21 protein-coding genes are annotated in these 21,662 nt (G+C 63.5%); 14 read left to right on the forward strand and 7 right to left on the reverse strand.

Features of this window, described 5'->3' with window-relative positions; genetic code table 11:
- Window positions 1–60 precede the first annotated feature (60 nt).
- From folK to OKA05_RS13000, 7 genes are read left to right on the forward strand one after another with little or no spacing between them, the layout of a single operon-like run.
- The gene (gene folK, locus OKA05_RS12970; protein ID WP_264487573.1) at window positions 61–576 is read left to right on the forward strand and encodes a 2-amino-4-hydroxy-6-hydroxymethyldihydropteridine diphosphokinase; all 516 of its coding nucleotides are present in this window, start codon (window positions 61–63) and stop codon (window positions 574–576) included.
- A 44-nt stretch (window positions 577–620) separates the two neighbouring features.
- Window positions 621–1,403, forward strand: a complete 783-nt coding sequence (panB, locus tag OKA05_RS12975; RefSeq protein ID WP_264487574.1) for a 3-methyl-2-oxobutanoate hydroxymethyltransferase — start codon at window positions 621–623, stop codon at window positions 1,401–1,403.
- A complete protein-coding gene (locus tag OKA05_RS12980) occupies window positions 1,396–1,800 on the forward strand; it encodes a peptide chain release factor family protein (RefSeq protein WP_264487575.1) in 405 nt (134 codons plus the stop codon). The genes panB and OKA05_RS12980 overlap by 8 nt, the downstream gene beginning before the upstream one ends.
- Before the next feature lie 35 nt (window positions 1,801–1,835).
- Window positions 1,836–2,651, forward strand: coding sequence for a thymidylate synthase (locus tag OKA05_RS12985; RefSeq protein ID WP_264487576.1), 816 nt, complete (start codon window positions 1,836–1,838; stop codon window positions 2,649–2,651).
- Window positions 2,652–2,654: 3 nt separating this feature from the next.
- A complete protein-coding gene (locus tag OKA05_RS12990; protein WP_264487577.1) occupies window positions 2,655–3,011 on the forward strand; it encodes a hypothetical protein in 357 nt (118 codons plus the stop codon).
- Complete coding sequence (locus OKA05_RS12995; RefSeq protein WP_264487578.1) at window positions 3,008–3,472, forward strand: dihydrofolate reductase; 465 nt, start codon at window positions 3,008–3,010, stop codon at window positions 3,470–3,472. The genes OKA05_RS12990 and OKA05_RS12995 overlap by 4 nt, the downstream gene beginning before the upstream one ends.
- A 13-nt stretch (window positions 3,473–3,485) precedes the next feature.
- Entirely contained in the window at window positions 3,486–3,863 is a 378-nt protein-coding gene (locus tag OKA05_RS13000) for a DUF3127 domain-containing protein (protein ID WP_264487579.1), read from the forward strand.
- Here the strand turns inward: OKA05_RS13000 and OKA05_RS13005 are convergent.
- Genes OKA05_RS13005 through rsfS form a run of 3 tightly spaced genes read right to left on the reverse strand, consistent with a single transcriptional unit; the run spans window position 3,860 to window position 6,122 of the window.
- On the reverse strand, window positions 3,860–5,089 hold the full coding sequence (locus OKA05_RS13005; RefSeq protein ID WP_264487580.1) for a competence/damage-inducible protein A: 1,230 nt from the start codon (window positions 5,087–5,089) through the stop codon (window positions 3,860–3,862). The genes OKA05_RS13000 and OKA05_RS13005 overlap by 4 nt on opposite strands.
- A gap of 59 nt (window positions 5,090–5,148) precedes the next feature.
- Complete coding sequence (locus tag OKA05_RS13010; protein WP_264487581.1) at window positions 5,149–5,715, reverse strand: hypothetical protein; 567 nt, start codon at window positions 5,713–5,715, stop codon at window positions 5,149–5,151.
- A gap of 53 nt (window positions 5,716–5,768) precedes the next feature.
- Window positions 5,769–6,122: a ribosome silencing factor gene (rsfS, locus tag OKA05_RS13015; RefSeq protein WP_264487582.1), complete on the reverse strand. Its 354-nt coding sequence runs from the start codon at window positions 6,120–6,122 to the stop codon at window positions 5,769–5,771.
- A 112-nt stretch (window positions 6,123–6,234) separates the two neighbouring features.
- Between rsfS and OKA05_RS13020 the strand changes: the two genes are divergently transcribed.
- From OKA05_RS13020 to OKA05_RS13045, 6 genes are all read left to right on the forward strand, one after another.
- On the forward strand, window positions 6,235–6,996 hold the full coding sequence (locus OKA05_RS13020) for an exodeoxyribonuclease III (RefSeq protein ID WP_264487583.1): 762 nt from the start codon (window positions 6,235–6,237) through the stop codon (window positions 6,994–6,996).
- A gap of 45 nt (window positions 6,997–7,041) precedes the next feature.
- Entirely contained in the window at window positions 7,042–7,701 is a 660-nt protein-coding gene (locus OKA05_RS13025) for a hypothetical protein (protein ID WP_264487584.1), read from the forward strand.
- Entirely contained in the window at window positions 7,698–12,761 is a 5,064-nt protein-coding gene (locus OKA05_RS13030; protein ID WP_264487585.1) for a DUF1800 family protein, read from the forward strand. Before OKA05_RS13025 ends, OKA05_RS13030 begins: the two co-directional genes overlap by 4 nt.
- 8 nt (window positions 12,762–12,769) lie before the next feature.
- Window positions 12,770–14,221, forward strand: coding sequence for a DUF1501 domain-containing protein (locus tag OKA05_RS13035; RefSeq protein ID WP_264487586.1), 1,452 nt, complete (start codon window positions 12,770–12,772; stop codon window positions 14,219–14,221).
- Entirely contained in the window at window positions 14,218–14,748 is a 531-nt protein-coding gene (locus OKA05_RS13040) for a hypothetical protein (protein WP_264487587.1), read from the forward strand. The genes OKA05_RS13035 and OKA05_RS13040 overlap by 4 nt, the downstream gene beginning before the upstream one ends.
- 76 nt (window positions 14,749–14,824) lie before the next feature.
- Window positions 14,825–15,469, forward strand: a complete 645-nt coding sequence (locus OKA05_RS13045) for a PEP-CTERM sorting domain-containing protein (RefSeq protein WP_264487588.1) — start codon at window positions 14,825–14,827, stop codon at window positions 15,467–15,469.
- A 311-nt stretch (window positions 15,470–15,780) separates the two neighbouring features.
- Here the strand turns inward: OKA05_RS13045 and OKA05_RS13050 are convergent, their stop codons facing one another.
- Genes OKA05_RS13050 through OKA05_RS13065 form a run of 4 tightly spaced genes read right to left on the reverse strand, consistent with a single transcriptional unit; the run spans window position 15,781 to window position 20,533 of the window.
- Complete coding sequence (locus OKA05_RS13050) at window positions 15,781–16,581, reverse strand: DNRLRE domain-containing protein (protein ID WP_264487589.1); 801 nt, start codon at window positions 16,579–16,581, stop codon at window positions 15,781–15,783.
- Between the two features lie 9 nt (window positions 16,582–16,590).
- Window positions 16,591–18,909, reverse strand: a complete 2,319-nt coding sequence (locus OKA05_RS13055) for a TonB-dependent hemoglobin/transferrin/lactoferrin family receptor (RefSeq protein ID WP_264487590.1) — start codon at window positions 18,907–18,909, stop codon at window positions 16,591–16,593.
- 12 nt (window positions 18,910–18,921) lie between these two features.
- Window positions 18,922–19,830 carry a DUF6607 family protein gene (locus OKA05_RS13060; RefSeq protein WP_264487591.1) on the reverse strand — a complete coding sequence of 303 codons (909 nt, stop codon included), beginning with the start codon at window positions 19,828–19,830 and terminating at the stop codon, window positions 18,922–18,924.
- Window positions 19,831–19,840: 10 nt separating this feature from the next.
- The gene (locus OKA05_RS13065; RefSeq protein ID WP_264487592.1) at window positions 19,841–20,533 is read right to left on the reverse strand and encodes a hypothetical protein; all 693 of its coding nucleotides are present in this window, start codon (window positions 20,531–20,533) and stop codon (window positions 19,841–19,843) included.
- 199 nt (window positions 20,534–20,732) lie between these two features.
- Here OKA05_RS13065 and OKA05_RS13070 point away from each other — a divergent pair, with 199 nt between their 5' ends.
- Window positions 20,733–21,590, forward strand: coding sequence for a helix-turn-helix transcriptional regulator (locus OKA05_RS13070; RefSeq protein WP_264487593.1), 858 nt, complete (start codon window positions 20,733–20,735; stop codon window positions 21,588–21,590).
- The last annotated feature ends 72 nt before the right edge of the window (window positions 21,591–21,662 follow it).

A 21,662-nucleotide genomic window follows, 5' to 3' on the forward strand; every position in this document is an offset into this window, starting at 1 on the left:
GAAGACCTCAGACTTGAGAAAGGCCACGTCGATCCAACCTCCAGTCTTCTGCCTGTCCTCTTGAAGTCTTCTGTCTCCAAAGTGGGCGTCGCCCTCGGCTCGAATCTCGGCAACCGCCTGCGTCACCTGCAGGACGCCCGTGACTTGCTGAAGAATCTCGCCGCGCCCGGCAGCTTCCGGCAGGCCCCGGTCTATCAGACCGAACCGGTCGCGTGCCCGCCCGATTCGCCGGACTTTTACAATACCGTGGTCGAGTTCGATTACGCGGGAACCGCCCATGACTTGTTGGACGCAACCCAAGGGATCGAATTCCGGCTCGGCCGCGCGGCAAATCCAGAGCGCAACGCCCCGCGCGTCATCGACGTGGACATCCTCTACTTCGGCGACGAGCGGATCGATGGCGGAATCCTCGATCTCCCCCACCCCCGGCTGACCTCGCGGCGCTTCGTGCTCCAGCCACTGACCGACCTCCACCCGGAACTGGTGCTGCCGGGCGATCAAGTTTCGATTGCGGAACACCTCCGCCACCTTGATTCTGAGGAGCCGCCGCTCGCCACCGTGCAGGCAGTGTGGTAGTGGAAATCCCCGATCTCCCCAATCTCTCAATTTTTTCCAAACCCTTGTCCGCTCCCGAAAAAGCCGCTGCCCTCGCCGCCCGGAAGCACGCCGGTCCGCCAGTGACGATGCTGACCGCCTACGACTACCCCACCGCGCGGTTGTTCGACGAAGCGGGCATTGACGCCCTGCTGGTCGGCGACTCACTGGGCATGGTCGTCCTTGGCTACCCGAACACCACCCACGTCACGTTGGAGCACATGCTTCACCATGTGGCGGCAGTCGCTCGTGCGAAGCCAAAGGCGCTGGTGATCGGCGACCTCTCCATCGGTACCTACCCCGATCCCGCGACCGCCTTGGCAAACGCCCGCAAGCTCGTCGAGGCCGGTGCCGAGGCCGTGAAGCTCGAAGGCGGCCTCCGCCAGGCCTCCAAAGTCCGGGCCATCGTCGAAGCCGGCATTCCCGTCTGCGGTCATCTTGGCATGCTGCCGCAGCGCGTGCTGGAGGAAGGCGGCTACCGGAAAAAGGGCAAGACCCCCGAGCAAAGCGCTGCCCTGCTCGAGGGAGCGCAGGCCCTCGTCGATGCCGGAGTCTTCGCCATCGTGCTGGAAAGTGTGGTGCCAAAGACCGCCGAATGGCTCACCTCGCAGCTTGCAGTGCCCACCATCGGCATCGGCTGCGGCGACCATACGTGTGACGGCGAGGTCGCGGTCGCCACCGACCTCATCGGCACCTTTCCTTGGTTCGTCCCGCCGTTCGCCAAGCCTGAAGCGAACCTTTCCCCGCAAATCACCGCTGCGGCAGCCGCCTACAAAGCCCGCGTCCAGAACTGCCCTGCCCTTGGTTAGTCCCGAAAAGCAAGCCGCCCTCGACGCCCGGATGGCCAAGCTGCGCATCGCGGAGGACGATCTTGTCGAAAAGTTCGTCCTCGGCTCCGGCGCTGGCGGGCAGAAGATCAACAAGACCTCGTCCTGCGTTTACCTCAAGCATGTCCCGAGCGGCATCGAGGTGAAGTGCCAGGCCCACCGGTCGCGGGAAATGAACCGCTTCCAAGCCCGGCACGACCTGTGCGACCGGCTGGAGGGCATCCGCAAGGAAAAGGTCCAGGCTCAGATCGACGCCGTCGAAAAGCTCCGCCGCCAGAACCGCCCGCTCTCCCGCCGCTCGAAGCAGCGCTCGGTCGTGGAGAAGCGCAAGACCTCGCAAAAGAAGTCGATGCGCCGCTCGCCCGGACGAGACGATTGATTGATTTTCCGCCAACCACTGCTCATTCTGCTTTCATGAAAGCCTACCTCGACTTGATGCGCGATGTCCTCCAGCACGGCGAGGAACGCCGCGACCGCACCGGCACCGGCACGCTTTCCGTCTTCGGCCGTCAGGCCCGCTACGATCTCCGCGAGGGCTTTCCCTGCCTCACGACCAAGAAGCTCCACCTCCGCTCGATCATCCACGAGCTGCTATGGTTCCTGAAAGGCGACACCAACGTCGCCTACCTCCAGCAGAATGGCGTGCGCATCTGGGACGAGTGGGCCGATGAAAGCGGCGAACTCGGCCCGGTCTATGGCCGCCAGTGGCGCTCCTTCCCCACGCCGGATAAAGATGGCCGCACCGTCGATCAGATCGCCGAGCTCGTCCACGGCCTGCGCGGCGACCCGCATTCGCGCCGCCATCTCGTCGTCGCGTGGAATCCCGGCGAGGTCAACCGCATGGCGCTGCCGCCTTGCCATTGCCTGTTCCAGTTCTTCGTCCACGAGCCGGACTCGGATCGCCCCGGCCTCTCCTGCCAGCTCTACCAGCGCTCGGCCGACCTGTTCCTCGGCGTGCCCTTCAATGTCGCCTCCTACGCCTTGCTCACGATGATGCTGGCTCAGGTCTGCGGCTACGAGGCGCGCGAGTTCATCCACACCTTCGGCGACTTGCACCTCTACAAGAACCACCTCGACCAGGCGAACGAGCAGCTCACCCGCGCACCGCGCGCGTTGCCGAAAATGTGGATCAATCCGAAGGTCCGCGAACTCGACGACTTCACCTTTGACGACTTCCGGCTCGAAAACTACGACCCGCACCCGCACATCAAGGCGGAGGTCTCGGTTTGACCCATGTTCCGCTTCGAGCACCGCGAGCAGCCCCCGATCAGTAACCGCCACTTCGTGCTGCGGATGCTGCGCAGTGCGGCGATCGCCGGCGGCATCATTTGCTCGGCGCTGATGGTGGGCATCGCCGGCTACCACTGGATCGGCGGGCTCGGGTGGGTCGATGCCTTTCTCAATGCCTCGATGATCCTCGGCGGCATGGGACCGGTCGATCCCATGCCGAATGACATGGGAAAAATCTTCTCCGGCTGCTACGCGTTGTTTTCCGGGCTGGTCTTCATCGCGCTGGCAGGTTTCCTCGTCGCGCCGGTCGCACATCGCGTGCTGCACCGATTCCACTACGACGCCGAAGAAGACTCATGATGCGCCTGATCGCCATCGTCGCCATGACCCCGGAGCGGGTGATCGGGCGTGACGGAACCTTGCCGTGGCACCTGCCCGAGGACCTCGCGTTCTTCAAGCGCACCACCTCCGGCCACCCGATCGTCATGGGCCGGAAAACCTACGATTCGATCGGCCGGCCGCTGCCGAAGCGCCGCAATATCGTCGTCACCCGCGATCCATCGTGGTCGGCGGACGGGGTGGAAACAATCCAAGGGCCAGAGCAGCTTTCCACGCTCGACCTCGACGGCGACGTCTTCATCATCGGCGGGTCCGGCATCTACGCGGCGTTCCTTCCGCAGCTCGACGAACTCCTCGTTTCCCACGTCCACCATCCCTACCCCGGCGACACCCGCTTTCCCGAATTCGCCCACCTTTTCCAAGAACCCGAGCCCGTCGAATCGCACGATGCCTTCGAGGTGCTCCGCTACCGCCGACTCTAACATTTCTCTCGCCATGGCCCAAACATTCGAACTCGAAGGCACCCTCAAGCACCTCTACGACACGCAGACCTTTGCCAGCGGCTTCGCCAAGCGCGAATTCGTCGTGGAAGTCCCGGACGGCAAGTATCCGCAGATGCTCAAGTTCGAGTGCGTGAAGGACAAGATCTCGATGCTCGATGGCGTGAGCATCGGCGACTCGGTGAAGGTCGCCTTCGACATCCGCGGCAGCGAATACAAGGAGCGCTTCTACGTGAACCTGAACGCCTGGAAACTGACCAAGGCCGACGGGTCCGGCGGCAGTTCCGCCAGCGACGACGGCGGACGCCACAATTCCAGCTTCGACTCCCAGTTCGACAACGAACCGGACGCCTCGGACGACATTCCGTTCTAAGGAATCAGCCGGCGGATTCCGTCGAGCGCCGCTTGGCTGACGGCCAGCTTGAAGTCCTTGCGGTTGCGCGGGGTGATCTGTTTCAAAGCGATCGTCTCGCGGCCTTTCGCCGCCCATGCCAGCCAGACGGTACCGACCGGCTTTTCCGGCGTGCCGCCGTCCGGGCCGGCGATGCCGGTCACCGCGACCGCGATGTCCGCGCCGCTCACACGCAGCGCGCCCTCGGCCATCGCCTGGGCCACCGGCTCGCTGACCGCACCGTGGGCATCGAGAAGTTCTTGCGGAACTCCGAGCACATCGCGCTTCGCCTCGTTTGCGTAGGTGACGAATCCATGCGTGAAAACCGCGCTGCTGCCGGCCACGTCGGTGATCCGGTTTGCGATCAAGCCCCCGGTGCAGCTTTCCGCGGTGGCCAGCTTCAGGCCGCGCTCGGTCGCCCGCCGGACCACGGTGGCTTCCAGTGACGAGCCGTCCTCGGAAAAGATGTTCTTTGCGAACTTCGCCATGGTAATCTCCCGGCCCGCTGCGATGGCCGGCGGGTCACCGATCAGCCGCAGGTCCACTTCGCCAACCCGCGCGCAGTAGCCGACCTCCAAGCCGGGAATCGCGGCAAGCTCGGCATCGATTTCCTGCTGGAGATCGCTTTCCCCCACCCCGGTGATCTTCATTTCAAGGAGTCCCGGCGGCATCGCCAGGCCCGCCAAGGCGATCAGCCGCGGCGCGACCTCGGCCCGGAACATCGGATAGAGTTCACGCGGCGGCCCCGGCAAAAGGAACACCGCGCAGTTCGCCGCACCATTGAGCCGCGGCGGAATGTAGAGCCCCGGTGCCGTCCCATTGGGATTGGGAAGGACATCCGCGCCCACAGGCACCTGCGCCTGCTTGCGGTTCGAGTCGGCCATCACCTTGTTCCGCACGGCAAAGAAAGCTTCCAGCGAGCGGATCGCCGCTTCGTCCTCGATCAGCTCGATCCCCAGCACCTCCGCCGCCGCCTCGCGCGTCAGGTCATCGCTGGTCGGCCCGAGGCCGCCGGTGACGATCACGGCATCGGCTCGCGACACGCATTCCCTCAAGGCCTGGGTGATCGCCTCGCCGTCCGGCACGGTGGTCAGGCGCTGGACGCGCATGCCCAGCTTGAACAGCTCCTCACCGAACCACTTGCCGTGGGTGTTGAGGACTTTTCCCAAGAGCAGCTCCGTCCCGGTCGTCAGAATCTCGATGCGCACAGGCGGAGACAGAAGACCGGACGGCGAAAGACGCAAGGCTGGAAGCCCAAGATTCCCAATCACAAACCCTCCGAGGGCGTGAAGAACTCCTTGCTGCGGTCATGCGCATTGAATTCCTCGACGATCTTCCCCAGCCACTCCTTGTCCGCCTCACCGCATTTGAGAATTACCGGTGCCTTGGCTCGCCGCTCGCCCAGACATCGGCGAACACATTCCAAGGATGCGCAGACGATCTTCCCTTTGATCCTGTCGCGATCCTCGGCGAGGCCGCTGGCTAACCCCTCGGCCAATACAAACTTCGTAGCGTCCAGCGTCACCTCTGGCGGCGGAGGGTTCTGAGCCCCCTGATCGTTCAGCGAAAACTTCAATCCGCAGATCGAAGCCAGATTCAAATCCTCCTTGGCCTGCTCCAGATTATCCGTCGGCGGGACGTTCCGCTGGTCGATCAAATCCAACGACGACGACGCACTGCTCGAATACCAATGGAGGCAGGTCACCTCCGCGATCACGATGTCGATCGTCGAGTGCCCAATGAGCGGCTGATAGGTCGCCGTGAGAGTCGAATGTCCGGCCGTGGCAGTCTGAATGAAAGCCCACACAGGGGCGATCCATCGGAGTATGTTCATGTTTCAGCCTCATCCCTAGCGCATGCCCGCGCCCGGAGGAAGCGGCCAATCGCTCACCCTTTCCAATCGATCTCCTTCGCGTCCGCCCACAGGTCTTCCAGACCGTAGTAGTCGCGCAGTTCCTCGTGCATCACGTGGACCATCACATCGATGTAATCCAGCACGACCCACTTGGTGTCGGCGTTGCCCTCGGAATTTGCCGGTTTCGCGCCGTGCCATTCTTCCACGTGGCCGCGGACGTCCCGCAGGACCGCCCGCAGGTGCGGCATCGAGGTTCCCGAGCAGACGACCATGAAATCGGTCAAATTCGAGAGCCCGCGCAGATCCCACACACGGATTTTGTCCGCCTGGATTTCGTCCGCCGCTTTCGCGCACGCCTTTGCCAATTCGAGTCCTTCTACAGCCATATCATCCCGCTCGGGGCGCGGACCCTAGCGCGTCCGAGCGGCTTGGCCAATCAATTTCAAAGTGTGTCTCCGGGGTTGATTCGCCCCCCGGCTTCCGCATTTCTTCGTGGCCGTGAAACTCGTCTCCTGGAACGTCAATGGCATCCGCGCCACCCTCGGAAAAGGCCTCCCCGAATTTGTCGCCTCCGAGCGCCCGGAAATCCTCTGCCTTCAGGAAACCAAGGCCCGCGAGGAACAGGTCGCGTTGCCGCTGGAATTCGGCGGCTACCACAGCTTCTGGAATTCCGCGGAAAAACCCGGCTATTCCGGCGTGGCCGTTTTCACCCGCGACAAGCCCATCGCCGTGAAGCACGGCATGGATATCGCCGATCACGACCGCGAGGGCCGCGTGCTGACCCTGGAATATCCCGACTTCTACCTGGTGAACGTTTACACCCCGAATGCCCAGGACGAACTCCGGCGCCTGCCCTACCGGTTGCAGTGGGACGAGGCCTTCCGCCTCTACCTGCTGGCGCTCGAGGCGGCCGGTAAACCGGTCATCTTCTGCGGCGACCTAAACGTCGCCCACAACGAAATCGACCTCGCCCGGCCACGGGAAAACCGCAAGAACGCCGGCTTCAGCGACGAGGAACGCGCCAGCTTCACGAAGCTCCTCGGCAGCGGCTTCCACGACACTTTCCGCCACTTTTACCCGGACAAGGCCGGTGCCTACTCGTGGTGGAGCTTCCGCGGCGCAGCCCGCACCAACAATGTCGGGTGGCGGATCGACTACTTCGGTGTGACCAAGGGCATGCTCGGCAACCTCAAGGAGGCCTCGATCCTACCGCATGTCACCGGCTCCGATCACTGCCCGGTGACATTGACGCTGGGTTGAAAGCGAGCGCTTGGAGAATTGCGGGCGATTTGCCATGGTGCCACCATGAAGGCGATTCCCCTCCTCGCGCTCCTGTTTGCTTCCAGCCCTTCCGTGGCCCCCGCCGCCGTCACGCTGTTTCAAACCGATAACTTCGACGCCCTCGGCGGATGGACCAGCGGCGGCCCGAATCCCAACCCGCCCGTCATTTTCGCCGACTCCGGCCCGCTCGGCGGCGGCGACTCGTCGCTGCGGGTCACCGCGAATGGCGGAGGTGCCGGCGGGCGATTGGTGACTTTCAACCGCACGACTTGGACTGGCGACTTCACCGGCGAAGGCGTCACCACGATCATGGCGGACCTCCGCAACCTCGGAACCAGTTCGCTTTCCGTCCGGATCGCCTTCAACGGTCCCGGCGGCTGGTGGATCACGGCCGCGGAATCCGTCCCCGCCTCTGCCCCCTGGGGGAATTTCGACTTCGACATCCGCGCCGTCTCACTGGTGGCCTCCGATAGCGGGACGAATGCCGTGGCGACCCTCGCCAACGTGACCGAAATGCGCATTCTCCACTCGCCCGACCCCGACCACACGGGCGTGGCACTCTCCAGTTCGATGCTCATCGACAACATTACCGCGGTCCCCGAGCCCTCGGCACTGATCCTGCTCGCCTGGAGCCCTCTGCTTCTGAAACGGAAACGTCGGTTTGCAAAAAATGCGATTCCGTGAAGCATTACCCGCTCATGCTGCGGTTCCTCTTACACCTGCCCGTGCTCCCGGTGCTGCTTGTCATGGCCGAGCCCGTGGCCGCAGTGCCCTATTTCTACGGCATCTGGCAGCTCGGGAATGACGAGGGCACGCCGAATGAATTCGGCAATCCGACCTGGTCGTCCAACCCCGCGCCCGGTTCGAATATCGCCAGGGACGACGACTTCTACCGCGCCGGCACCTACCCCGGCTTCGGCCCCATCGGGGACGAGCCGCTCTCAAATTTCGAGCGCGAGATCACTTCCGGCGATCCGCGCAACCGCATCCACTTTCCGCTCACCGTCGCGCAGGCGGCGTCATCCTCGCGGCTAAAGCTGACCCTCGACCTGATCTGGGGCGGCTGGTCCACGCCGGGCTTCGGCACCCACAATGTGGTCGTCACCATGAACGGCCAGCCGGTGGCCACGTTCAACGGCATCACGTGGAATCGCACGCTGGAGATGACCTTTCCGGCCGCCTCGGTGAATGCGGTCACCGGGCCGAACGTCATCCAGATCGAACGCACCGGCGGCACGGCCGGCGGCTGGGTCGGCTTCGATTACCTGAAGCTCGACCACGATCCCACTGGCATGGCGGATGCGGATGACGATGACTTGCCGCGGTGGTATGAGGAGAGCTTCGGCCTCAGCGAAAGCAATCCCGCCGATGCCGCCGCTGATCCGGATGGCGATGGGCGGACCACGTTCGTCGAGTACCAAGCCGGCACCAATCCAACCGACGCCGACACCGACAACGACGGCATTTCCGACTCCGCGGAGATCCCACTCGGCACCAATCCCCTGCTCCGCGATACCGACGGTGACGGGATTTCCGATGGTGCCGAAACCACCACCAATCGCCTGCTCACGGACAGCGATGCCGACGGCTACCCCGACAACATCGAGCTCGAGCAAGGCAGCAATCCCGCTTCCGCCGCGTCGATGCCCTTTGGCTTCTCCGGCTCGATCGCCCTCCAGTTTGTGGCCGAGTCGCAGCAGTCCGCCATCCTGCCCGCGGGCGATCCCGCCGGTTTCTTCCGCTTTCCCCACTGGAATGTATCGCCGCCGCTACCCCAGTGGCGGGCGGACGGGGTCACCACCCCGGGCAGCCTGTCGTCACTGAAGAACAACCGGGGCCAGGCCACGGATGCCGCCGCGAGTTGGAGCTGCCACTACGCCAGCCCCGGCCTGCACAAGGGCACCAGCAATGAGCGGCTCTACAACGGGATGATTCACACCCAGGTAAAGGGCACCGTGAATTCGAACGGTGTCGTCACCACCGCGTTCAATCTGCCCGCGACCCTTTCGCTCACCGGCATTCCATACTCCTCCTATGACCTTCTTGTGTATGTCGGCTCCACCTACCCGGGTGAAAAGTCGATCCTCACCCGCCAAGGCGAGGCGGCCGGTCGCGCCATCCTCTCAGCCTCCAATCCTCCTTTCCGCGGGTTCACTGAAGTCACGTCCACCACTGCCTTCCAGTCCGGGAACTTCGTCCGCTTTCGCGGCCTGACCGGGGCCAGCCAATCCCTCACCCTCACCACCGTCGCCACGCCGACCCCGCCCTTGCCCGGGCCGCAGGGACAGTTGGTCACCGTGGATTACTACAACAGGTCCGGCTTCCACGGCATTCAGATCATCGATACCTCGACCGATGCCGATGGCGACGGAATGAAGGACGCGGTGGAAATTGAACACCGCCTGAATCCCACCGTTCCCGATGCCCTCGCGGATGCCGATGGCGATACGGTTTCGAATGCCGCCGAACTCGCCGCGGGTACCGACCTCCACCATCGCGACACCGACCGCGACGGCATCCCGGACAACAGCGATGCCGGCCCGCTCGATCCGGACCGTGATGACGACACGCTGCTGGATGGCGACGAGGTGAATGCCTCCCCTTTCCCCTCGCTGGCCAATGATGCCGATAGCGATGACGACGGCTACAATGACGCACTCGAACGCGCCGCGGGCACGAACCCGATGTCCGCCGCGAGCGTCCCGCCGCCAGTGCCCACTTGGAATGCCGCCACCCGGACCTGGCGCTGGCAGATTGACAATATCCGCCTGCTCTGGAACCACTCGCAGTCGATGGTCGGCGCGCTGGAGGGCAGCGACACCATGCTTGGCGAGGCAGTGGCCCAGGTGAACCATGGCGGCTGGAGCAAATCGGTCGGCATCGGCCTGCGCTATCGCGATGGCCGCGTGACCTACCGCTTCCGCTGCATTGAGGGACTGTTCCGCGTTCCGGAGATCCCGGACAATCCCCTCGATACGGATGATGGCTACTGGGGCAGCGACTGGAATGTTCCGCCCTTGGACCGCACGAAGGATTTCGGCTTCAGCGGCTTTGGCACGGGCGACGACTCCAAGCCGCTGCGGATGGAATTCTCCGCCACACAACCCAACGCAGGGACGAACGCGTGGACGCTGAATTTCCTGATCGCCGATCTCACGGTTCCCGACGTACCCGTGACCCTCGCATCCCAATCGTGGACCGGTGCCCAAGCGATGGAGCCATCCCTCTCGAACGGCACCGCGGTATGGACCAATGCCAATGGAGTCGCCGGCGCCTTCGACGTGACACTCGAAACCGGAGTGGACGCCTACATCTCTCCGAGCGCCCTCGGAGCCATCGACACCGACAACGACGGCATGCCGGACTCGTGGGAAACCACCCACACCTTCAACATCGGCAGCGCCGCCGATGCCACGTTGGATGCCGACGCCGATGGCCTCACCAACTTGAAGGAGTTCCTCGCCGGCACCAACCCGCGCGACTCCGACAGCGATGACGACGGTGCATCCGACGCCATCGAACTCCATCGCGGGGCCAATCCCCTATCCGCCGCGAGCAAGCCCGCCTGGTTCAACTTCACCGGCAATCTCGCCGACCTCGATGGCAACGGACTTTCCGATGCCTGGACGCTGTGGTCCGGCGGCATTTCACGCGCGGCAGGTGCCGATGATGACGGCGACGGCATGAGCAATCTGGAGGAAAGCGAAGCGGGCACCGATCCCGATGATCCCTCTTCAAGGATCGACCTCAAGACGTGGCGCGAGAATGGCAACCTCGTCCTCTCGTGGACCGACTTGCCGCTGAAAGCGTTCGGCATCGAGACCAGCCCGACGCTCTCCGATTGGCAAAGCGCGACCGGCTTGCCGGCCTCCAGCATCGCCGACGGCCGGCGGAAACTCGTGATCCCGGCCGGAATGCTGCCCGCCGGGAGCAACTACTATCGCACGGAGATCCTGCCGAAGGATTCCGATGGCGACGGCGTCGAGGACTGGGCGGAGACCACCGTGATCGGGTCGTCTAACAGCACCACCGACACTCTCTCCCAATCGATCGTCCGCGCGAATGGCCAGACCCTTTCGGGCGATGCTGCAGCGCTGTTGGATAAGGTCCAGGGTTCGTCTCCTTCGGGCGGTTCTTCCGGTTCAAGCGCACCCGGCACGCCGTCACCGGTGAATGCCTCGCGGTTCCTGATGCAATCCACCTTCGGGCCCACCCCCGATGACATCGCGAAGGTCCGCCAGCTCGGATATGCAGGATGGATCAACGAACAGCTCACCCTGCCCACATCCTTCCACACGCCCTACATCGTCGAAGCGAAGCGCGATGCCGTCGGTGCCCACATCGACCGGACGTACAACTACAGCGACCAGGACAAGTTCCTCTTCGGCAACAATGCCACCACGCCCTTCGCCCGCGCCGCCATCGGAGGTCAGGACCAGCTCCGCCAGCGCATCGCTTTCGCCCTGTCCGAAATCCTCGTCGTTTCACGCCGCGACGCGAATCTGGAGGAGCGCTCCGAAGGCATCACGCACTACTACGATACTCTGCTCCGCCATTCGTTCGGTAACTACGGCGACCTGCTTCTGGATGTCGCGATGCATCCGGCGATGGGCGCTTACCTGAGCCACGCCGGCAATCAGAAAGCCGACCCGGCCATCCCCCGCTACCCGGACGAAAACTTCGCCCGCGAGCTGATGCAGCTCTTCACCATCGGCCTATGGGAACTCAATCCCGATGGCAGCCGCAAGCTCGACGTCCACGGCGAGCCCATCCCGACCTACGACAATGGCGACATCACCGAGCTCGCCCGCGTCTTCACCGGACTCTACTACGACTCTCCCTATGGCTGGAGCGGCGGAGGCTGGGCCGACGAGCACTACACGAAGCCGATGGTGATGCATGCCGATCGCCACGACTTCGACTCGAAGATTCTCCCCCACGGCTTCGTGGTCCCACCGCGTGAAGCGACCGAAAGCAACGGCCTCCAGGACGTGCGCGACGCCATCGATGCGCTCTTCCGCCATCCGAACACGCCGCCCTTCGTCTGTCGCCAGCTCATCCAGTTCCTGATCACGGACAACCCCTCGCCCGCCTACATCCAGCGCGTGCAAGACGTCTTCGTGAACGACGGCACCGGCAAACGCGGCAACCTCGGCGCGGTGGTGAAGACCATCCTGCTCGATCCCGAAGCGCGCGAGCAACCGCTCTCGCCCACCTTCGGAAAGGTCCGTGAACCGGTGGTGAAGACGATGCACCTCGGCCGCCTCTTCAAGCTCGCGGAGACCCATCCCAACTTCGTCTGGTGGAATTGGACCGAGACCTACTATGGCTTTAGTAAGCAGGAACCGACGAATTCGCCGAGCGTCTTCAATTTCTACACGCCGGTCTATCAGGCCCCAGGCGAAATCCGCAATGCAGGACTGGTCAGTCCCGGCTTCCAGATCGTGGATACTTACTCGTCCATCTCCTTCCCGAACCTGATCTGGGAATACCTTCACCGCGGCTTCCGCTCGTCCTATGACTGGTATTACCCGCTCGACTACTCCGCCACGCTGCTGCTGGCCGAGAACCCGGCGGCACTGGTCGATCACGTGAACCTGCTGGTCTGCGCCGGCACCATGACGGCCCGCACCCGCGGCATCCTGCTCAATGCCGTTTCCCAGTCCTCGCTCGCACCGAAGGAGCGCGTCGCCCTCGCGATCTGGACCGCCATGACCTGCCCCGAGGGTGCCATCCAACGCTGAAGCCCACCATGAACCGCCGCAAGTTCCTCGGAGAAGCCAGTTGCGCCGCGATCGGCTCAACCTCCGTCCTCTCGACGCTGCTCAACCTGACGATGGCGAATCACGCCGCGGCCCAGGGCGGCTTCGGCACGCAGCGCAAGACGCTCGTCTGCGTCTTCATGTCGGGTGGCTGCGACACCTTCAACCTGCTCATCCCCCGCGGCGCTGGCTATGGCGAATATGCCGCCGCCCGGTCGAACCTTGCGATCCCCGAGGGGCAGTTGAAAGCGCTGAACGGCACCAACTTCGGCCTCCATCCCTCGTGCCCGAAGCTCGCCGATCTGTTCAATGGCACCGGCACCGGCGTGCTGGCAGGCAAGAAGCGCGTGAGCATGCTGGCGAACGTCGGCACCTTGATCCAGCCAATCCCTAACAAGAGCGCCTATCTCAACGGCAGCGTCGCCGTGCCCAAGGCGCTCTTTTCCCACCGCGACCAGATCGAGCAGTGGCAAACCTCGGTACCACAAGGCATGCAGGTCCTCTCCGGCTGGGGGGGACGTGCCGCAGACGTCATTCACTCTACCATCAACACCGAGCAAACCGGCAACTTCTACATGCCGATGAATTTCTCGGTCGCCGGCAACTCCGCCTTCCAGATCGGTCAGAGCGAAGGACAGTTCGTCATCACTGGCGGCGGCGCGCTCGCGTTCACGGGCTCGATCGAAAATTCCGCTGCCCTCCAGGCGAAGAAACAAGTGATCGAGCAAACGGTCGCCAGTCCGGTCGAGCAGCATTACTCAAATCTCTTCCACCGCACCCACGGCCGCATCACCGCGAACTCGATGGACCGCGGCAAGGAGTTCCAGCAGCACTTTGCCAATCCCGGCACGCTCAACACCCAGAACGTGACCAACGTGGTGAACAACGCGCCCTTCCCGAACCATTGGATCTCCTCGCAATTCCGCGCCGCCGTGAAGACCATCGCCATCCGCCAGCAGCTCAAGCTGATGCGCCAGACGATGTTCATCGACTTCGGCGGCTGGGACCATCATGCGGAGCTGTTGGAAAACCATGGCAACATGCTCGCGATCCTCGATGGCGCACTCTACGCCTTCCAGTTTTGCCTGGAGACCTTGGGCCTGGCCAACGACGTGATCACCTTCACCGCCTCCGACTTCGGTCGCACGCTGCGCTCGAACGGCCAAGGCACCGACCACGCATGGTCGAGCAATCAGATCGTGATGGGCGGACCGGTCGCGGGGGGACAGGTCCGCGGCACCTTCCCGTCGCTGGTCATCGAGGGCGCGGACGACGTCGGCCGCGGCGGACGCATCTTCCCGAAGCTCTCCGCCGACCAGTATTTCTGCGAGCTGCTGCGCTGGTTCGGCGTCACCCCCGGCGACATGGACATGGTGCTGCCGAACATCGGGAACTTCTACGATCCCTATAGTAGTTCGAACCCGGTCGGCTTCCTCGCGTGAAATCCGGTCGCCGGTTATCCGCCTGGGCATGGGTCGTCGCGCTCGCAGCCCTCGCCCCGCTCACGTGGATGTTCCTGAAAGCACCCCCGGAAGCACCGCGGACCGCTGAAGAATCCACGATTCCGGACCGCACGCACGCCCCCACGCCTCGCACTCCCACTGCCGCCGAGCGACTCCTTGAAGGCTACGCAGATCCTGCGACGCCTCCGATCGAAGACCTGCGGAAGATCCACCGCGTGGCCGCCGGCTACTTCTCCGTGGTGAAGGATGCCAGCCGCTTTCCCATCGGTGGCAACGCCGACCTTTCCGCGGCACTACGTGGCGAGAATTCCAACCGCGAGGTCCTCGTGCCGGAAGGACATCGGGCATTCTCAAAGGAGGGATGGCTCATCGACCGTTGGGGCACACCGTTGGTCGTACATCCGGAAGGATGGAAGCAGCTTGAACTCCGCTCGGCCGGCCCGGACAAGACCCCCTACACTCCGGATGACCTCGTCTTGAAGCCATCCGGTGCCGCTTCCAAATGAGCTTCGCAATCGCGCGCCAAGATTCCGCAAGCGGGCGTTAGCGCCTTCACCGCATGTTCTTCACGCTCTTCCGCGCATGAAGAAACGATTGATCGCCCCCTTGATGGCACTGGCCTTGTCCGGGATGACAGGCAGTGCCGTCGCCTCCACCATCGGCTTGGCCGGTGGAACCATCGTCACCACCTGGGATACCTTCCCCAATACCCCTCCGACTCCCGTCGTATTCTCCAACGATGCGCCGGACACCAACACCGGCCAAGTCAGCGCCACGCTGAGCGCCACGATGACCGGAGGAAACATCACCGGCGCGGGACAGCGCCTCTACGCAGGCAGCTTCGGCCCGGACTCCTTTCCATTCGACCTCGCGATCAATGGCACCACCAATGAGACGATTCCGATCATCGGCCTTGTCCTCAAGTTCACCCCGCCGTCGGGCGGAGTGGCAGCTTCCGCGAACTTCTTCACCGTGTTGCTCAATGGTGTGGCTGCAAGCCAGCAGGTCTTCACCGGTGCCTCCGTGGAAGGCATGAACAACTTCCAGATCTATCACTGGTATTGGACCGATGCCAATCTGGCCTCCGGCGCGGAAATCCAGTTCACGATCGACAGCGCCGCCGATCACGTGACGCTGGATGCCATTCAGATCGTCCCCGAGCCCGGCTCAGCAGTACTCGGTGCGCTCGGTGCCGCGATGCTGGTGATCCGCCGTCGCCGCAAATAAGCGATACTGCTTTCACCCACGCCGCGCTCGCAACTCCCGTTGCCGGCGCGGCTTCTTCTTCTCTAACAAGAACCGCTCTTCCTCGTCACAACGGGATGCCTCCTTCTTCGTCCCAACGGGACGGCTCATAATAGCCCGGCACGAAGTGCCGGGTAAACCGGCGTCGAGCATCGTGTCCCAACGGGACACCTTATGCGTCTGGCGGATGTCTGTTAGACAGGCTCCGAAGCCTCGGCTGAGGGCTTTTCGCTGGGGCGTCCCATCATCCCATACATCCCCGTCCCTCTCAACAAACCCGACCCACCTCCCCCCTACGGCTTCGACAAACGAAAGAACCCACGGCCCGAAGCATTCGGCGCGGCACTGACCTGCCAGCTCCCTGAACTCTGGGTCGCTCCAATCACCTGCGTCCACGGCCCTGCCAAGCTCTCCGCGGTTTGCAACACCCAGCCGCCACTATCCGCCACCGGCCAGCGAAGATCGAAGGAATTACCCGTCGCCGTGAGCGTCAAAGCCGGAGGAGCCGCAGGCGCCACAGCTCTCGTGATCACCAGTTGCGGCGCGTAGCCCGGGAACTCCATCGAGGCGAACGTCACATTGAGCGCAATGCTCTCGCTTTGCGCCTGCAGCGCAAAGCCGTGATTCGCGACACCGCCCGATGCCCATGCGACCACCAGCGGCGTCACATCGATCTCCGTCCACGACCCCGACGAACCCGCAGGCACCACCAGCAGACCGGCGGAGTCCGCAGCCAGGAAATGATTCCAACGCAACGTGGGATTCGTGATCGTCCACGCCGCAGTTTGGCGGAAGACCTCGACATTTCCCGGAGTCAACGCGCCAAACGCGGGATCCGGCGGAACCACGAAAAGCCGCAGCTTCGCGGCGCCGATCTCCCCGGAAGGAATCGCGAGGCCGGTGAGGTTGAACTGGATCAGCGAGCGCTGGGAGTGCGGCGATCCCGCGCCGCTGGAATTGATTCCCAAGGTGGATGTCGTGCCCGTGGGCCGGTCGCTATAGGAATAAATGTCACTGTCCTTCGCGGAAGTCAGCGTGACGGTATCACCGGTGGCAGTCAGGCTGCACGCGAGCATCAGGATGGCGGATCTCATGAAGTCTTGTTAGAAGGTTTTGGTGAAGGACAGGCTGAAGTTCCGGCCCGGTGCCGTGGAGCGATCGGAGGTGGCGTTGCCGCCGAGATGACCGTTGCCGCGACGCACGGAGCCCCATGCCCAGTACTTCTCGTCGAAGATGTTGTTGAAGCCGGCATGGATGGCCACCGTCTCCGTCGGTTCCCACCACGCGGCGAGATCGAGGGTGAACCAGGCGGGCGGCCGGAAAAACGCTCCCTGATTGGTGGTATCGTCCACCCGCGTCACCTCCGCGGTGTAGATGCCTGACAGCCGCGCGCCAAAGCGCCCCTCGGGATCCTCGTAGCCGATGAAGCCGGCGGTCTTCCACGGCTCGATCGAGTTCAGCGGGACGTCGTCGGTCAGGTTGTTGCCGATCGACTTGCCGGTGGCCAATCCGAGCTGCCAGCCCTCGGCCTTGTCGTGGAAATGACCCGCCTCCAGCATGCCGCCGAGTTCGAAGCCGTAGATCTCCGCTTCGCCGCGGTTCACCGTCGTGACGATCTCCCGGCCATCGTCATCCAGCTCGCCGGTCGGCACGCCATTCTCGATGAAGTCGCGGTAGTTCGTGTAGAAGACCGACGCTTGGAAACGCCCGGCATCTCCCTCCGCCTTAAAGCCGAGCTCGAAGGCATCGCTTTGCTCTTCCTCCAGCGAGGGATTCGGGATCGTCAAGGCACCCGCGGGATTCCCACCGGAGGGCGGGTGATCGAAGACCATCGACAACTCCTCGGCAGTCGGATTCCGCACGCCGTGGGCATAGGTGCCATACCATTGGACGATCTCCGTGGGCTTCCACGCGAGATTCAGGCGGGGCGAGACGGAGAAGTTCTCGTAATCGGTCGGCGGCTCCTGACCAAAGCGACCGAGCGCAGCGAGACGATCGAGATAGGCTTGGTTCGGGTCCGGCTTGATCCCCTGCCAATCGAGCCTGAGCCCGGGAGTGACGAACCACTGGCCGTCGATCTTGATCTCATCCTGCAGGAACACACCCGTGCGGATGGTGTCCGTCGGAGCGAAGGACGTGCGGTTCACGTCATCCGACATGCCGGAGTCAAGACGGGTGAAGCGATTGCTTCCGCTCTCCAGCGAGAGATCGATGCCAGCCATCCCGGCGTGGGTCACGCGACCGCTGCCGCCGAATTCACGGCGAGCCACCGACGATAGCCCCATGATGTCGGTGTCGAAACTGATGCGCTGCTGGCGAGGCCGCTCGGTGCCGGGAATCGGCACGCCGTCGATCACAAACGGCTTCGAGGCCGAGTCATTCTCGCTGACGGTGCCGGCATGCTGCCAGTAGGCGTGGCTGTCGAGCTGATCGACCCAGGCGGACTCGGACTGCGGCGTCCATTGCCACTTCAGGCTCGCACGCTGGCGATCCAGGAGCTGATTGTTATAGACGTAGTCGTTGAAGACAGGAAACTTCGACGACGCTGCGCTGCGGACATCGGTGAAGGCCTCGCGCTCGAATGCTTCCAACGCGAGCCGGAAGACATGATCACCGAGGACGTGCTCCGCTTTCAGCAACGCGGAGTTCGAAGTGAAGTCCGCCGGGTTCGGCGGCTCGACGCCATTGTTCGCCGTCTCCTCACCATGGCGGCCGGCATAGAGCAGCATCACCGAAGTATCCCCCTTCCTCACGGCTCCCCCCACTTGACCGGCAATGCTCTCATTCGCGGAGAAGTACTGCGTTCGCAGTAGTCCACCGGCGTTGCGTCCGGTCAGCATGCTCGCCGGATCCGGCGTGCTGAAGGCGACCACGCCACCCAGCGCATCACTGCCATAGAGGGCACTCGCACCGCCCTTCAACACCTCGACCAAGTCGAACAACGCCGGGTCGAAGTAGTCGCGGCCGATGCCACCGGCTCCGTCGCCGCTGCCCATGTCGAAGGACGTGGAGACATACTGCGGCGGCTGCCGGATGCCATCGAGCTCGATGGCGATACGGTTTCCTTCCGCGCCGCGGATATTGATGCTGCCGTAGCCGGACTGGCCGTAGCCGAAGGCCCCGTCGCCGCTCGAAAAGTCGAATGGCAACGAAACGGTCGGATCGTACTTCGCGAAGCCGGAGAGATCCTGGCTGCCGGTGCGCAGCAGGTCTTCGGAATCCGCACGAAGCGTGGTTCCGGCGGCATCAATCCAACGCTGCTCGGTACGGGTGCCGACGACCACCAACTCGCCGAGGTCATGGACCACCGACCCGTCGTCCCCGGCGGCGGATACCTCCTCAGGATCCGCCGCCGGGGCCGATTGCAGCGCCATACCGATGGCGAACGTCACCTGGAAAACAATGGAACGGGGCACGATCACGGAATCCGTGCGCTATTGCGCGACGACGAAAGGCTTCAAGGTCTCGCGGATCTTCTCCACGGCCGGGGTCTTGCCGTCTTCGGCATCATCGACGAGTTCTGAGACCAGGTCCTGAAGCCGTCCTTCGTCCGCCTTGGTCAGCACCTTGATGCTGCCTTGATCCGGATAGAGTTCGTCCCACACGCTGCGGACGTCCTTCCAGAATGGCGCGGTCTTTTGCCAGTAGTCGTTGGCCTTCGCGAAGTCGTGGTCCTTGACCCGCAGATAGGGATTGAATCCGATCTCGCGGCACAGCGGATACTCCTTTCCCTCCCGCTTCACCCACTTGGTGTTGTCCTGCTCGTGGAACCAACCCTGCGAGGTGATGGTGTGGCGGTTGGTGACGACGAGCAGATCGTAATCCTCGCGCTTTTCCTCACGCCGTGGCTTGGGACGATTGGCGGCAGCGGTCCACTCGCTGGTCTCTCCGCCATGCATCCACGCGGCGATTCCCTCGTAGCGCGGCGAGTCATCCACCTGGGTGACGCGCTGGCTCCACTTGCCCTTCGCCTCCTCGGCGCTGATCTTCTTCGAGGTCCACACGCGCCCGCCTTGGAACTCGAGGATCTCGGTATCCTCGTAGGTCCAGATTTGAGCCCAGTGCTTCACGACCATCGGGCCGGCCTGGAGGATGTGCTGGAGCACGATGCGCTTGCCGCTATCCTCGACGACCTTGACGGTCTCGAAGGCGTTTTCCTCGTAGGGCTTCTCGACGGCTTCGTAGCCTTCGTGCATCGAGAAGGTTTCCTGGAAATGGAAGCCGACCTTGAAGTCGCCGGCCATCGAGAGGATGGCCTTGCGATCTTTTTCAAACGTCGCGTCGTCGGCGAAGGCGGAACTGCCGATCAGCAGCACCGCAAGCAGGGATGACAATGGTTTCATGAATGATTTGTTAGACAGTCGTCCGGCGGCGGCGCGCGAGGAGCGGCAGGGCGGCGAAGGACAGCAGCACTGCCGAGGGCTCCGGCACGACCTGGAGGAACGAGTTCGCAACTTCGATCTGCGACGCGGTGACCGAGGTGTGGACCGGGATGGGTGCGGTCAGGGTGATCGAGGCGATCGTCTCGTCGATGGACGAGAGGTTCCACTGCCAGGCGAACGCCGTGTAGAGGATGGGCTCCGGGCCGAAGTTGTCGCGGAACTCGGAGTCCCCGCTTCGAAACGCCACCGGCGCCAGCACCTCGCTGCCCGACTCCGTGACCACCGTCAGGAATGGCCCGCCATCGTAGGGCCACGCCAAGTCGGGATTCGGCGAACACTCGATCTGCCACACCACGCTGGCGATATCGAACGAGGCCGTCTGGGTGGCGGTGACCGCATAATCGGAGGTAAAGCTATAGAAGCCAAAGGTGCCTTGGAACGCCGTTGGCGAAATCGTGATGGTCCCGGTTCCGGCAATGGGCGTGCGGGACGGGTTGCCTTCGAAGGTGAAGTCATGCCAGGCCGTCGTCGTCTCAAGCGAACCGCCCAAGTCGAAGTCCGACAGCAGCACTGCCGCTTGCGAAGAAGCACCCGCAAGCAACGCCGCGAGGCAAGGAAGCGCCATCAGCGGACGGCGGCGATGAGTGGAACGGGTGGTCGGCATGGCGTGCGGAAGAACGCCCCGACCTTCGTTCCCCCACCCCCTCCGCGCTCACGGCCGTTTGCCAATTCGTGGCGCAGCATTGCCATCACCGCCCTTCGAAGACAACCAGCCACCAACTTGAGATAATTCAACGCCAATCCCATTCTTATTCTTGAGACTCAATTGCAATTAATCTCTCCTAACGGGCGACAGCTTGCTGATGGCCGCCACATTTCACCCCATTCTCCTCCACGATGCTCCCGGCGTGGCGGTAAAGGGCGTGGATTCGGAGGTCGTCCAAGCCGCCGATTGGAGCAACCTCTTGACCCCCGGAATGGGCCATTTGGTCCTGAACCTCAATGGCCACGGCGTGGTGCTGGGCCTTCACACCCGCCTAGGAATTGTCCCCGGCACGGTGTCTCTTCTGAAAACCGCCGCGGGCGAAATGATCCACGCGAGTCGCCTGGCGGGCGACGGCAGGCACCGGTTCGTGGTCCTCTCCGCGAGCACCGCGTGGCTGACCGCGAATTTCGGCGAGTCGAGCATGGCCATGCATCCCGTCCTCCGGGAGGCCCCGTTGCCTAGCCCCCCGAATACCGGCCATCTCCGGTCCATGACCCTAGCCGAGCGCGATCTCTGTGAATCGCTGCTCCAGCCGCCGGTCCCGCGCGCCCTGCGGCCCGCGTGGTTCCGCGGAAAGCTCCTGGAGTGTTTCAGTCTCTTCGGTGGCGCACCGAGGGAGAGCAACTCCGGCGGTGACCCCCTGCGCCAGCGCATCGACGCCGCGACGCAATGGCTGCGCGACCATTTCCGGGAGGATCTCGACCTCCTCGCCGTCGCCAAGCACGTGGGTTGTGCCCCCCACTACCTGAGCCGGCTTTTCAAGCAACACAGTGGGAAAACCCTCAGCCAGAAGCTCCGCGAGATCCGTATCGACCGCGCGGCGGCATTGCTGCGCGACGGGGGCAACAACGTCACCGAGGCGGCCTTCGAAGTCGGCTACAATAGCCTTAGCCACTTCACCAAGGCCTTCGTCGCCGAAAAGGGCATGCGCCCGTCCGACTGGCGCGCAGGCTGAGCCCCCCCCCGCCCGGAGCTTTTGCGTCTTGCGGGCAAGAACGATCCGCCTTACGCAGGGAATGGTATTTCC

The organism is Luteolibacter arcticus (genome assembly GCF_025950235.1).
In the GTDB taxonomy this organism is placed as follows: Bacteria; Verrucomicrobiota; Verrucomicrobiia; order Verrucomicrobiales; family Akkermansiaceae; genus Haloferula; species Haloferula arctica.

Excerpts from the sequence above, each read along its gene's own strand:
- OKA05_RS12985 (WP_264487576.1), top strand. The coding sequence starts at position 1,836 with ATGAAAGCCTACCTCGACTTGATGCGCGATGTCCTCCAGCACGGCGAG.
- OKA05_RS12990 (WP_264487577.1), top strand. The coding sequence starts at position 2,655 with ATGTTCCGCTTCGAGCACCGCGAGCAGCCCCCGATCAGTAACCGCCAC.
- OKA05_RS12995 (WP_264487578.1), top strand. The coding sequence starts at position 3,008 with ATGATGCGCCTGATCGCCATCGTCGCCATGACCCCGGAGCGGGTGATC.
- OKA05_RS13000 (WP_264487579.1), top strand. The coding sequence starts at position 3,486 with ATGGCCCAAACATTCGAACTCGAAGGCACCCTCAAGCACCTCTACGAC.
- OKA05_RS13010 (WP_264487581.1), bottom strand. The coding sequence starts at position 5,715 with ATGAACATACTCCGATGGATCGCCCCTGTGTGGGCTTTCATTCAGACT.
- rsfS (WP_264487582.1), bottom strand. The coding sequence starts at position 6,122 with ATGGCTGTAGAAGGACTCGAATTGGCAAAGGCGTGCGCGAAAGCGGCG.
- OKA05_RS13025 (WP_264487584.1), top strand. The coding sequence starts at position 7,042 with ATGAAGGCGATTCCCCTCCTCGCGCTCCTGTTTGCTTCCAGCCCTTCC.
- OKA05_RS13035 (WP_264487586.1), top strand. The coding sequence starts at position 12,770 with ATGAACCGCCGCAAGTTCCTCGGAGAAGCCAGTTGCGCCGCGATCGGC.
- OKA05_RS13045 (WP_264487588.1), top strand. The coding sequence starts at position 14,825 with ATGAAGAAACGATTGATCGCCCCCTTGATGGCACTGGCCTTGTCCGGG.
- OKA05_RS13050 (WP_264487589.1), bottom strand. The coding sequence starts at position 16,581 with ATGAGATCCGCCATCCTGATGCTCGCGTGCAGCCTGACTGCCACCGGT.
- OKA05_RS13060 (WP_264487591.1), bottom strand. The coding sequence starts at position 19,830 with ATGAAACCATTGTCATCCCTGCTTGCGGTGCTGCTGATCGGCAGTTCC.
- OKA05_RS13065 (WP_264487592.1), bottom strand. The coding sequence starts at position 20,533 with ATGCCGACCACCCGTTCCACTCATCGCCGCCGTCCGCTGATGGCGCTT.
- OKA05_RS13070 (WP_264487593.1), top strand. The coding sequence starts at position 20,733 with ATGGCCGCCACATTTCACCCCATTCTCCTCCACGATGCTCCCGGCGTG.